This window comes from Tahibacter caeni (genome assembly GCF_024609805.1).
GTDB lineage: Bacteria > Pseudomonadota > Gammaproteobacteria > Xanthomonadales > Rhodanobacteraceae > Tahibacter > Tahibacter caeni.
Window position 1 is genome coordinate 1 of sequence record NZ_JANFVR010000137.1, and the last position, 12081, is coordinate 12081.

Annotated in this window: 9 protein-coding genes; 5 read left to right on the plus strand and 4 right to left on the minus strand. The window is 69.3% G+C overall.

Features of this window, described 5'->3' with window-relative positions; all coding sequences use genetic code 11:
* Window positions 1-440, plus strand: a 440-nt coding sequence (locus tag NON22_RS13005) for a YybH family protein (protein ID WP_257387369.1), incomplete at its 5' end; no start/stop codon positions are given.
* 28 nt (window positions 441-468) lie between these two features.
* Here NON22_RS13005 and NON22_RS13010 read toward each other — a convergent pair.
* Both NON22_RS13010 and NON22_RS13015 read right to left on the minus strand, forming a co-directional pair.
* Window positions 469-1554, minus strand: coding sequence for a PA0069 family radical SAM protein (locus NON22_RS13010; RefSeq protein ID WP_257387370.1), 1086 nt, complete (start codon window positions 1552-1554; stop codon window positions 469-471).
* Window positions 1555-1604: 50 nt separating this feature from the next.
* The gene (locus tag NON22_RS13015) at window positions 1605-2213 is read right to left on the minus strand and encodes a DUF4126 domain-containing protein (protein ID WP_257387371.1); all 609 of its coding nucleotides are present in this window, start codon (window positions 2211-2213) and stop codon (window positions 1605-1607) included.
* Window positions 2214-2532: 319 nt separating this feature from the next.
* On the opposite strand from NON22_RS13015, the gene NON22_RS13020 reads away from it, so the two are divergent.
* Window positions 2533-7437, plus strand: coding sequence for a beta strand repeat-containing protein (locus NON22_RS13020; RefSeq protein ID WP_257387372.1), 4905 nt, complete (start codon window positions 2533-2535; stop codon window positions 7435-7437).
* A gap of 230 nt (window positions 7438-7667) precedes the next feature.
* On the plus strand, window positions 7668-7997 hold the full coding sequence (locus NON22_RS13025; RefSeq protein WP_257387373.1) for a hypothetical protein: 330 nt from the start codon (window positions 7668-7670) through the stop codon (window positions 7995-7997).
* Between the two features lie 55 nt (window positions 7998-8052).
* Here the strand turns inward: NON22_RS13025 and NON22_RS13030 are convergent, their stop codons facing one another.
* Window positions 8053-10110, minus strand: coding sequence for a S9 family peptidase (locus NON22_RS13030; RefSeq protein WP_425507977.1), 2058 nt, complete (start codon window positions 10108-10110; stop codon window positions 8053-8055).
* A 172-nt stretch (window positions 10111-10282) separates the two neighbouring features.
* Between NON22_RS13030 and aroE the strand changes: the two genes are divergently transcribed.
* Both aroE and NON22_RS13040 read left to right on the plus strand, forming a co-directional pair.
* A complete protein-coding gene (aroE, locus tag NON22_RS13035) occupies window positions 10283-11125 on the plus strand; it encodes a shikimate dehydrogenase (RefSeq protein ID WP_257387374.1) in 843 nt (280 codons plus the stop codon).
* Window positions 11122-11424, plus strand: a complete 303-nt coding sequence (locus NON22_RS13040) for a YkgJ family cysteine cluster protein (RefSeq protein ID WP_257387375.1) — start codon at window positions 11122-11124, stop codon at window positions 11422-11424. Before aroE ends, NON22_RS13040 begins: the two co-directional genes overlap by 4 nt.
* A 27-nt stretch (window positions 11425-11451) precedes the next feature.
* Here NON22_RS13040 and NON22_RS13045 read toward each other — a convergent pair.
* Window positions 11452-12081 (minus strand): SDR family oxidoreductase (locus tag NON22_RS13045; RefSeq protein WP_257387376.1); only part of this gene is annotated, 630 nt, incomplete at its 5' end.

Below are 12081 nucleotides of genomic sequence, written 5' to 3' on the forward strand. Positions count from 1 at the left end.
GCGCCGGCGAGCCCGCCGCCGCGGACCGCGCCGCGCTCGAACAGCTCGTCACGCGCGCCGACGCCGCCTGGAACAGCCGCGACGCCGCCGCGCTGGCCGGCCTGTACGTCGCCGACGGCACCCTGCGCGTCGGCAGTGCCAGCGCGACCGTCGAAGGCGCGGCGGCGATACGCCGCTACTTCACCGAGTCCTTCGCGCGCGTCGAGCCGCAGATGCGTCACGAGACGACCCTGGTCGGCCTGCATGCGATCAACGAGGACGTGGTCCTCGCCGATACGTCGGTCGAACTCGTCCGCGTCGCGGCCGACGGCAGCCGCACCGTCGTGCGCCGCTTCGCGACGCCGACGATCGCCGTGCGCAGCGGCGGCGACTGGCGCATCGGCGCGGCGCGCGCGCAGGTGATTCCGGAAGCGAAGACGGACAAGCCCGCCGGCACCTGAGCCGGCGTCGTCGCGACCGCGATCCGCTTCAGCCGAAAAGTTCGCCCTGCGGCGACGCCGGCCGCGGCGGTACGAAGCGGCTGGTATCGAGGTCGACCTCGGCGCGGCGGCGTATGCCGTATTTCTTGCAGGCCAGGGTCAGGCGGTTGCGGATCAAATCGGCGTACGGGCCCTCGCCGCGCATGCGCAGGCCGAAGCGCGGTTCGTTGAGCTCGCCGCCGCGGATCTCGCGCAGCACGTTGAGCACGTGCTGCTTGCGTTCGGGGTAATGGATCGCGAGCCAGTCTTCCCAGAGCTGCTTGAGCTCCCAGGGCAGGCGCAGCACGGTGTAGCCGGCGCTGCGCGCGCCGGCCGCGGCGGCGCGTTCGACGATCGCCTCGATCCAGATGTCGGTCAGCGCCGGAATGATCGGCGCGACGTTGACGCTGGTCGGAATGCCGGCCGCGCTCAGCGCGGCGATCGTCTGCAGACGCCGGTGCGGTGCGCTCGCGCGCGGTTCGAGCCGGCTGCTCAGGCGATTGTCGAGCGACGTCACCGACACGAACACGTGCACGAGCCGGCGCGCGGCCATGTCGGCGAGCAGATCGATGTCGCGCTCGATCAGCGAATTCTTCGTGATGATCGTGCACGGGTGGTGGCAGGCGCTGAGCACTTCGAGCACCTGGCGCGTGACGCGGTAGCGCTTCTCGATCGGCTGGTAGCAGTCGGTGTTTGCGCCGATGTTGATCGCGCTGCAGCGATAGCCGCGCCTGGCGAGGTCCTGGCGCAGCACGGCGGCCGCATTGGTCTTGGCGAACAGGCGCGTCTCGAAATCCAGGCCCGGCGACAGGTTCAGATACGCATGCGACGGCCGCGCGTAGCAGTAGGCGCAGCCGTGTTCGCAGCCGCGATACGGATTGATCGACGCGTCGAACGGAATGTCGGGCGAGGCGTTTTGCGTGACGATGTGCCGCGCGCGCTCCTCGATGACCGTCGTCCGCGGCGGCGCGACGGGTTCGCCGTCCTGGTACCAGCCGTCGTCGACGGCTTCGTGGGTCGTGACTTCGAAACGGCCGGCCGGATTGACGCGGCTGCCGCGGCCCTTGATGCGCTCGGGTTTGTGGAGATCGGACATGGCGCGGGAATCTGCCGTCGCGGTGTCGCAATCCCTGCGAACGCGCCCGGTCAGGACGCCGGCAACGGCGGCGATGCCGATCCGCGCAGCCGCTGCCAGACGCGGCGAATCGCGCGCCAGAGCCGCGGCAGCAGCCAGGCCGCGAGCAGCAGGAACAGGAGCAGCAATACGAGGAACAGCCAGGGGTAGTGCCAGATCAGATAGAGGCCGCCGAGCAGGGTCAGATCCTCGCCGATGCTCGCGCCCCAGTTCGTGAACGGCTCAGGCGAGGTGTTGATCAGCGCACGCGTGCCGGCCTTGGTCAGGTGCGTGCCGGAAGTGATCGCGCCGCCGACGAGCGCCGCGGCGAACTGCACGGCCGGCGTCGAATCGCCGAATACGCCCCAGGCCAGCACCGCGCCGGCCGGAATGCGGACGAAGGTCTGCACCGCGTCCCAGACCGAATCGAAGGCCGGAATCTTGTCGGCCAGGAATTCGCCGGCCGCAAGGACGCCGCTGACCCACAGCACCCAGTCGTCCTGCAGGAAATGCAGCGCTGTGGGCAAGGTCGCGACCTCGTAGCGGCCGAGCAGGCCCAGCAGCAGTACGGCGGCATAGAGGCGAAAGCCGCTGGCCCAGGCCAGGCCCGTCGCCAGCGCGGTCGATTGCACGAGATCCATGGGCGCACACCTCGCGGAACCGGCCCGCGTCGGCGTCCATGCTCGCCGCGAACGGCCGGCGCTTCAACCATCCGGCACGCACCGGCGGTCACGGTTGGCGGGCCGCAGCGGGCATTGCAACAATCCGTGCGCGCCGCTTTTTCCGCGTTGACCCGGCCCTTCCCCGGGTACATGCTAATCCGACCGAAGGATGGCGACGAATGGAACGACAGGGGGAAAGCGTCGCTCCGATAGGTCCTCCTTTGCGCTAACGCTTTGGCTCTGTGCCGGGTGCACCGTGCCCGGTCAGTCGTGTCCGCAGCATTGTCCGGAGGAGTCGATGAAACGCCTCGTTCTTGCCTCATTGGCCGCGCTCTTGTGCGCGGCCGCCACTGTCTCGTCGGCCCAGGTCGACGTCGAAACCGATGAAGACGCGCCGGTTCCCTTCGCGCGCACGCTGCCGCAGCAGCAGCCGATCGAGCTGCATCTGCAGCGAGGCAGGAGCAGCAACGTCGACCTGCGTAATCTGCCGCAGACCCCGCCGAAGCAGCGCGAGAAGCCGGAGCGCGAAGTCGAGCCGCACCCGGTCGAGCTGCCGGGCCGCCGGGCCGACGGTCTGCCGACGGGCCCGACACCCGTGGCCACCGCGCCGGCGCCGCCGCCGATCGCCTCGTTCGACGGACTCGACCGGGCCGGTTTCGGCCAGGGCCATCCGCCCGACACCAACGGCGACGTCGGCCCGACCTACTACATCCAGGCGATCAATTCCTCCGTCGGCGTGTTCCGCAAGTCCGACGGCGTGCGTGTCGCCGCGTTCTCGTTCGACACGCTGATGTCGCAGGGCAGCTTCGGCAACCTCTGCGACACCGACAACTTCGGCGATCCGGTGGTGCTGTACGACACCTTCGAAGACCGCTGGATACTTACCGATTTCGCGTTCACGCTCGACGGCTCAGGCAACGTCATCAATCCGCCCGGCGCGTTCCAGTGCTTCGCCGTGTCCAAGACCGGCGATCCGGTCAGCGGCGGATGGAACTTCTATTCGATCAATACGACGGGCGGTCTCGGCGACTACCCGAAGTTCGGCGTCTGGACCGACGGCATCTACATGTCGGCCAACATGTTCGGCTACGCGGCCGGGGCCAGCTTCCAGGGTCCGCGCGTCTACGCCTTCAACAAGAAGCAGATGTACGCGGGTGCGCCGACCGTGCAGGTCGTGACCTTCGAGGCCCCGGTCGGCGACTTCACCCTGCTGCCGGGCAATGCGCGCCTGCAGACCGGCACGCCGCCGGCCGGCACGCCGGCCTATTTCGTGTCGTCCTGGCAGTTCCTCAATTCGCTGACCGTCTACAAGTTCCACGTCGACTGGACGAGCATCGGCAATTCCACGTTCACCGGCCCCGACCAGCCGCTGGCCGCCACGAGCTGGCCGAATGCGTCGGTCGCGAATGCGCCCTCGCTCGGCGGCAACAGCCTCGACGTGCTGCAGATCCGCGCGATGATGCAGAACCAGTACACCAACATCGGCGGGGTCGAGTCGCTGTGGACGACGCACACGGTGCGTCGCGCCAACACGACCGGCTTCGCCGCGCCGCGCTGGTATCAGGTCAACGTCACCGGCGGCACCGTCGCGGCCAACCTGCCGCAGGCGGCGACCTGGGATCCGGACGGCGCCAACGTGATGCACCGCTTCATGCCGAGCCTAGCGGTCGACCGCGCCGGCAATCTGGCGCTCGGCTACAGCACCTCCAGTTCCAGCACGAAGCCCGCGATCAAGTACGCCGGACGGCTCGCGACTGATCCGGTCAACACCTTCAGCCAGACCGAGCAGGTGCTGATCCAGGGTACCGGGACGCAGACCGGCAGCTGTGGCGGCACTTGCGCCCGCTGGGGCGACTACAGCGCGATGACCCTGGATCCCGACGGCTGCACCTTCTGGTACACCAACGAGTACTACGCCGTCGACGGCCTCAACTACCTGACGCGCATCGGCTCGTTCGCCTATCCGTCCTGCACCGCCGTGGGCGCCGGCGGTACGGTGTCCGGCACGGTCACGGCACAGTCGGGCGGCGCGCCGCTGAGCGGCGCCGTCGTCACGCTCGGCAGCCGCAGCACCACGACCGACGGTTCCGGCCACTATTCGTTCACGGCGATTCCCGCGGGCACCTACCCGGACATGAGCGCGAGCTTTCCGGGCTGCACGACCGGCACGGCCAGCAACATCGCCGTGATCGACAGCGCGACCACCACGCAGGATTTCGCGCTGGCCGCGGCGCCGGCCAGCGCCTGCCTCACCGACACCACCCAGGCCGATTTCCAGGCCGGCGTGGCGACCAACATCGACCTGGCCACGAGCGTCGGCGACGCCACGCTGACCAACCCGGACACCGTCGACCAGCAGAACGCGTCGCTCGGCACGAGCGGCGTCGGCATCACCACGACGACCTGGGGCGGCCAGACCTTCACGCCGGCGACCTCGGGCAACCTCAAGAAGATCGACGTCAACCTGTTCTGCTCCGGCTGCACCGGCACGACGCCGAACCTCACCTTGAGCATTCGCGCGACGGCCGGCGGGTTGCCGACCGGCGCCGACCTCGCCACGGCGACGGTCACCGGTTTCAACAGCGGAGCGTCGGCGTACTACACCGCGACGTTCTCGCCGGCGTTCGCCGTTACGGCGGGCACGCAATACGCGCTGGCCATCCGGCCGACGGCGAATCCGTCGCCCGGCACCTACGCGCTGACGCGCAGCGGCACGTCGACGACCGGCGCCGACGTCTATGCCGGCGGCACGCGCGTGGCCGGCGCCACGAGCGGCACGGTCTGGAGCATTCCGCTGACCGGCGGCGTTTCCACCGATGCGGGCTTCAGGATCTACATCAACAGCGGCTACAGCGCCTCCGGCGATCTCGTCTCCGCGGCGAAGGACGCCAACCCTGCGGCCGGCTACGTGCCGACCTGGACCACGCTGTCGTGGAACGGCACGACGCCGGCGAACACCAGCCTGCGCTTCCAGGTCGCGGCGAGCAATTCCGCGAGCGGTCCGTTCAACTTCGTCGGGCCCGACGGCACCGCGGGAACGTTCTTCACGACGAGCGGCGCGTCACTGAGCCAGTTCAACGGCAACCGTTATCTCAAGTACCGCGCCTATCTCGCGACCACGAACACCGCCGTGACGCCGACGTTGAACGATGCGACGGTATGCTTCGTGGATCTGGCCCCGCCGGACCTGAGCCTGACCATGAGCGACGGCGGTGCCAGCGTGGCGCCCGGCGGCACCGTCTCCTACACGCTGGGCTACGCCAACGGCGGCGGCCAGGCGGCGACCGGCGTCGTGCTGACCGAAACCGTGCCGGCCAACGGCACCTTCAATGCGGGCGCGAGCACTGCGGGCTGGTCGTGCACGCCGAACAACAACGCAGGCTCGACCTGCACGCTCGCGATCGGCAGCGTGGCGGGAGCCGGCAGCGGCAACGCGTCGTTTGCGGTCACCGTCGGCAATCCGGTCGCGGCCGGCGTCACGCAGCTTTCCAACACGGCGTCGATTGCCGATGACGGGACGCACGGGGTCGACGCGACGCCGGGGAACAACAGCGCCAGCGATACCACGCCCGTGAACGCCGCGCCGGATCTGACATTGACCAAGAGCGACGGCGGTGTTTCGGTCGCACCCGGCGGCAGCGTGACCTACACCCTGGGCTATGCCAATGCCGGCAACCAGGGCGCGACCGGCGTGACCCTGACCGACGTCGTGCCGGCCAACACCTCGTTCAATCCGGGCGCGAGCACAGCAGGCTGGGTCTGCACGCCGAACAACAACGCGGGTTCGACCTGTACCTTGGCCATAGGCGGTCTGGCTGGCGGCACCAACGGTAACGCGAGCTACGCCGTGACCGTGGGTTCGCCGCTGTCGCCGAGCGTCACGCAGATCAGCAATCAGGCCAGCATCACCGACGACGGCAGCAACGGCAGCGACCCCACGCCGTCCAACAACATGGCCAGCGACACCACGCCGATCAGCGGCGCCGACCTGGCCATCACCAAGAGCGACGGGGTCACCTCTGCGCCGACCGGCGGCACGGTCGTGTACACGATCACGGCCAGCAACGCCGGACCGAACGGCGTGAGCGGCGCCACGGTGGCCGACACCTTCCCGGCCAGCCTCACCTGCACCTGGACCTGCAGCAGTGCGGGCGGCGGCACCTGCGCCGGCTCGGGCAGCGGCTCGATCAACGACGGCAGCGTGAACCTGCCGGTCAGCGCGAGCGTGACCTACACGGCCAACTGCAGCATCGCGATCAACGCCAGCGGCAGCCTGAGCAACACCGCGACGGTCGCAACGCCGGCCGGCGTGACCGATCCGACACCGGGCAACAACAGCGCGACCGACACGGACACGCTGTTCACGGCCGCCGACGTCAGCGTGACCGTGAACGACGGCCGCAACTACGTGCAGGTCGGCGATTCGCTGAACTACACGATCGAAGTGTCGAATGCCGGACCGAGCACCGCGCTGGCCAGCGTGAGCGACACCTTGCCGGCGCTGCTCAGCGGCGGTTCGTGGGTGTGCAGCGGCACGACCGGCGTCACCTGCGCGAACGGCACGGGCAACACGCTGAGCGATAACGCCACGGTGCCGTCCGGCGGCAAGGCGACCTACGTGTACTCGGCCACGGTGGCCTCGGCCGGCAGCGACCTGCTCGACAACACCGCTTCGGCGAGCCTGACCACCGGAACCGATCCCGTGCCGGCGAACAATAGCGCGACCGATCACGACGTCGTGGTGTTCTTCCGGAACGGCTTCGAGGGCGCGCAGCTGATCGTCGCCGGCGCCGGTACTCTCGGCGGGTCGGACTTCGTCACCGCGCAGCTGCGCATCGATGCCGGCCTCAGTGGCAGCCTGAGCATCGTTCCGGTGGAGGTCGCGCACGGCCGCGGCGCCGACGGCAAGCTGCTGTTCACCCTGGAGCTCGCGCGGTTCGGCAACGACATCGCCGTACGCAGCATCACGCGCGACGCGCAGGGCCTGAGCCAGCGTTCCGCGTGGCAGGCCATCGATACGAGCCAGCGCATGCTGCGCTTCGCCTGGCAGTCGGCCAGCGGCGGCGAGGCCAATGGCTATCTCAATATCGAGGGCGGCCTCGCTCCGCTCGTCGTCGGCGGTCGCAGCGAAGAAAGCAAGCTCACTCATCTGCTGGTGACAGTGCAGCAGCAGGTGCCGTGGCTGGTGCTGATCACGCACTGAGCCTGAGGTAAGGCAACGAGAGCCCGGGATCTCCCCGGGCTCTTTTTTTTGCGAGCGCGGCGGATACCGGTCAGGACGCCGCGACGGCTCCGCTTCCGGCCCCGGCCGGGCCGGCGCGCCACTCTGCATGACCGCTGGTCGCGGCCGCGACGCCGTATGTGCCGTGCCGGCGCCGGCGGAGCAGCGGCGGCGATTTCCTGCGCTATGATCCGGCGCGCGCGCGATCGCGGATGACGGAGCCGGGCATGCGAGTTCTCTGGGTGTTGCTGATGTTCGGCGGAATGGCCCTCGCCATCCTGACCAATCATCCCGGCCTGCTCGCGTTCGGTCTGTTGCTCGCGGGGGTCAGCGGCTTCTGCGCGGTGTTCGCGTTCGCGGCCGCCCGCATCGAATCGACGGCGCGGCCGGATTCGGCTCTGCTGACGCCGGAAGTGCTTGCCGCCGTGCGCGCCCGCGCCGCCCAGCAGCGCGCCGCACAGGCTCTCGCGCAGGGACCGGGCCAGAACCAGGCGTCCGCGCCGGCGCAGCCGTTGCCGCCGCCGCCACGGTCCCGCTCCTGAGAGAATTCACCTCGAACCCCGGCCGGCGCCGCGATCGCGACGCCGGCCGACGGTTTTATTTCTTCACGCTCTGGGTATGCGTCTTCAGGGCCTCGACCAGGCCCGGCACGCCGGCCGCGCCTTCGGGCACGCTGATGCTCGATCCCTTGAAGTCATCGCCGATCGGCTGCACGCGGCCGCCGAGGCACTGCGACAGGAAGCCCTCGGTCACCGCGTTGAACGCCTTGGTGTTCGGCGCGCGGCGGAAGCCGTGGCCTTCGTCCGGGAACAGCACGTAGGTGACCGGAATCTTCTTGGCCTTCATCGCCTTGACGATCTGGTCGCTCTCGTCCTGCTTGACGCGCGGATCGTTGGCGCCCTGACCGATCAGCAGCGGCTTCTTGATCGCGTCGACGCGGCTCAGCGGCGAGCGCTCGGCCAGCAGCTTCTTGCCGTCCTCGGTGCGCGGATCGCCGACGCGGCGCGCGAACTGCTCGAAGAACGCCGCCCAGTACGGCGGAATCGTCGCGAGCAGGGTATTGAGGTTCGACGGACCGACGATGTCGACGCCGCACTTGAACGTGTCCGGCGTGAAGGTCATGCCGACCAGGGTCGCGTAACCGCCGTAGCTGCCGCCCATGATCGCCACGTCTTCCTTGCGCGTGATCTTGTTGTCGACGGCCCAGCCGACCGCGTCGATGAGATCATCGTGCATGCGCGTGGCCCACTGGCGGTCGCCGGCCGCGATGAACGACTTGCCGAAGCCGGTCGAGCCGCGATAGTTCACGCTGAGCACCGCGTAGCCGCGGTTGGCGAGCCACTGGTGCGTACCGTTGTAGCCGTAGACGTCGCGCGCCCACGGGCCGCCGTGCACCATGAGTACGAGCGGCACGGGCTTGTCGGCCTTGCCGTCGCGGTTCGCGTCGGCGTCGGGCGGCAGGGTCAGGTAGCTGACGAGGGTCAGTCCGTCGCGCGCCTTGATCTGCTGCGGCCACATCGGCACGAGCGGCTTGCCGTCCAGCGCCGGACGCGCCGAGAACAGCTTGTCGAGCTTGCCGGCCTTGCCGGCTTCGCGCGTGTAGCGGTAGTAGACCGTCGGCTGCTCGGCCGCCGCATAGGCCACGATCCAGTGCTTGTCGTCGAGGCTGCGCGAGTTGACGCCGAACGTGCCCGGACCGATGCCGCGCAGGGTCTCGAGATCCTTCGCGATGGCCGGGTCCAGCGCCTTCCATTCGCTGCGTTCGTAGTCGACTTCGACGGCCTGGACCAGGCCGGTCTTCGGGTCAGCCATGACGCTGTCGCCGAGATCGGCGCGCTTGTCCTCGGCGAGCACGGTCTTCTTGCCGCTGGCCACGTCGATCGCGAACAGCGCCGCCGTATCGCGGCCGCGCGAGTCGGCGAAATACTGGATCTTGCCGTCGGTGGAATAGCCCATCGGCGAGGTCGTCAGGCTGTCCTCGAACGGAATGCTGCCGCTGCTCTTCCAGCCGCCCTTGCCGTCGGGCTCGAGCAGCTCCTGGCTGCCGTCCGGGCTCTGCTTCTGCGCCATGCGCAGCTTGAGGTCGGCGTCGCTGAAGTAGTTGCCGATCTCCTGCTCGTTCTTGTGCACGAGCTCGCGCTTGCCGTCGGCGAGGTTGACCTTGTACAGGTCGTGCCATTTCGAATCGCGGTCGTTCATGCCGACGAGCACGTGGTCCGGGTGCAGATGGCTGGCCTGGTTGAACATCGCGCGCGTCTTCGGATACGGCGTCAGGTCGCGCTTCACGCCGCTGGCCACGTCGACCGAGAACAGATGGAAATCCTCGTCGCCGCCGGTGTCGCGCAGATAGAGCAGAGTACCTTCGCGATAGCTCCAGAAATATTCGCGGATGCCGCGCGCCTTGTCGTCGGTGACCGGCTTGGCCTTGGCCGCGTCGTCGGCCGGTGCGACCCAGATGTTCAGCACGCCGTCGACCGGCGCGACCCAGCTCAGGTACTTGCCGTCGGGGCTCAGCTGCACCGCCACCTTTTCCGGATTGCCGAACAGCGCATCGCGGGAAATCATCTCGACGCCGGCGGGCGCCGGCTCGGCGGAAGCGGCGGCCGCACAGCTTGCGGCAATCGCTGCGGCCAGGATCAAACGGGTCAGGCGCATGGCGTCTCTCGTCGTGGGTCAGGGAGGCAAAGAGTGCTGTTTGCAACATTCTGGCTGAAGAGCCGATCGTCATGAAGGTCGTTGGTCATGCCCGCGTGCCCGGGATCCCGGCGCGGGTCGGCGACTGCGACGCCCGAGCCTCGTAGAATGGCCGCAATCCCAGGAGAGCCTCATGAGCGAAAGCCCGCAGCGTCATGCCGTCTTCGGCCATCCGGTCGGTCATTCCCTGTCGCCGTCCATACACCGCCGTTTCAGCCAGCAGACCGGCATCGCCCTGAGCTACGAGGCGATCGACGCGCCGCCCGAGACCTTCGCCGCGCAGCTCGATGCGTTCCGCGCCGGCGGCGGCGGCGGCGCCAACGTCACCCTGCCGCTGAAGACGCTGGCTTTCGAGCGCTGCGCGCAAGTTTCCGACTACGCCGCACGCACCGGCGCGGTCAACACACTGGAGCCGCTGTCCGGCGGCGGCTGGCGCGGTCACAACACCGACGGTCCCGGCCTGATCGCCGACCTTGCCGAGCGCCACGGCCAGGACCTGCGCGAGCGCGACCTGCTGCTGCTCGGTGCCGGAGGCGCGGCGCGGGGCGTCGCCTATGCGCTGCTGGACGCCGGCGTACGTTCGCTGACCATCGCCAACCGCCATGCGGAACGCGCCGACGCGCTGGCCGACCGCATCGGCCAGCCCGGCCGCGTACATGTGCGCTACTGGAACGATCTGGCCGACGCCGGCAGCTGGGACTTCATCATCAACGCGACCTCGGCCGGCGTGCAGGGCGGTGCGATCGATCTGCCGTTTTCGATCGTCGCGCCTCGCGCGCTCTGCTACGACCTGTCCTACGGCCGCGCCGCGACCGCGTTCCTGGCCTGGGCGCGCGCCGCCAGAGCCGCGCACGCGTTCGACGGTCTCGGCATGCTCGTGGAGCAGGCCGCCGAGGCGTTCGCGATCTGGCACGGCCGCCGCCCGGACGGCGAACCCGTCTATGCGGAGCTGCGCGCGCAGCTCGACGGGGCATGAGCACGCTGGCATTCGACGCCGCGAGCGGCCGCTACGCCTGCCGTTCCGGCTGCGGCGCCTGCTGCATCGCGCTGTCGATCTCCTCGCCGATACCGGGCATGCCGCAGGGCAAGCCCGCCGGCGTGCGCTGCGTGCAGCTGACCGACGACTATCGCTGCCGCATCTTCGGCTCGCCCGAGCGGCCGGACGTCTGCGGGCGCCTGCGTCCGGAACCAGCCATGTGCGGCGACGGCCGCGAGCACGCGCTGCAGTGGATCGCCGCGCTCGAAACACAGACGGCGCCACGCGGCGCCGCCTGATCGATTCCCCATCGCTGGTGAGTGCGCTCAGGCGCGCCGCAGGTACACACCCGGATCGGCGGCGAGACCGGCCTTGACCTGGCGCGAGAGCTCGTCGGCCAGCACTTCCTCGCGGCCGTCGCGGACGGCGTCGAGCACCTGGTTGGCGACATCGGCCGGATTCGCTTTCGGCGTCTGCACGTGCGCGGCCATGTCGGTGTCCATGTAGCCCACGTGCAGCGCCGTGACCAGGGTGTTCTGCGCGGCGAGCTCCTGGCGCAGCGCGTTGGTCAGCGCCCAGGCGGCCGATTTCGACGCGCTGTACATCGCCGCGCCCGGCACCGTGACCCAGCTCAGCACCGACAGTACGTTGACGATGGCGCCGCCGCCGTTCGCGCCGAGCACCGGCGCGAAGGCCTGGCACATCGCCAGCGGACCGAAGAAATTCGTTTCCATCTCGCGCCGCATCGCGGCGACGTCGCCGCCGATGACGCTGCTGCGTTCGATGATGCCGGCGTTGTTGATCAGGAGGTTCACGTCGCCGAGCGACTTCGCGGCCGCGGCGACGGCGGCCGCATCGGTCACGTCGAGCCTGACCGGCACGACGCCGGGCAGATCGACGGTCGACGGGTCGCGCGCCGCGGCGTAGACCTTGCCGGCGCCGCGCGCGAGCAGCGC

What these genes read in the sequence shown, in the direction of transcription:
- NON22_RS13010 (WP_257387370.1), bottom strand. Translation starts at nt 1,554, where the DNA reads ATGTCCGATCTCCACAAACCCGAGCGCATCAAGGGCCGCGGCAGCCGC.
- NON22_RS13015 (WP_257387371.1), bottom strand. Translation starts at nt 2,213, where the DNA reads ATGGATCTCGTGCAATCGACCGCGCTGGCGACGGGCCTGGCCTGGGCC.
- NON22_RS13020 (WP_257387372.1), top strand. Translation starts at nt 2,533, where the DNA reads ATGAAACGCCTCGTTCTTGCCTCATTGGCCGCGCTCTTGTGCGCGGCC.
- NON22_RS13025 (WP_257387373.1), top strand. Translation starts at nt 7,668, where the DNA reads ATGACGGAGCCGGGCATGCGAGTTCTCTGGGTGTTGCTGATGTTCGGC.
- NON22_RS13030 (WP_425507977.1), bottom strand. Translation starts at nt 10,110, where the DNA reads ATGCGCCTGACCCGTTTGATCCTGGCCGCAGCGATTGCCGCAAGCTGT.
- aroE (WP_257387374.1), top strand. Translation starts at nt 10,283, where the DNA reads ATGAGCGAAAGCCCGCAGCGTCATGCCGTCTTCGGCCATCCGGTCGGT.
- NON22_RS13040 (WP_257387375.1), top strand. Translation starts at nt 11,122, where the DNA reads ATGAGCACGCTGGCATTCGACGCCGCGAGCGGCCGCTACGCCTGCCGT.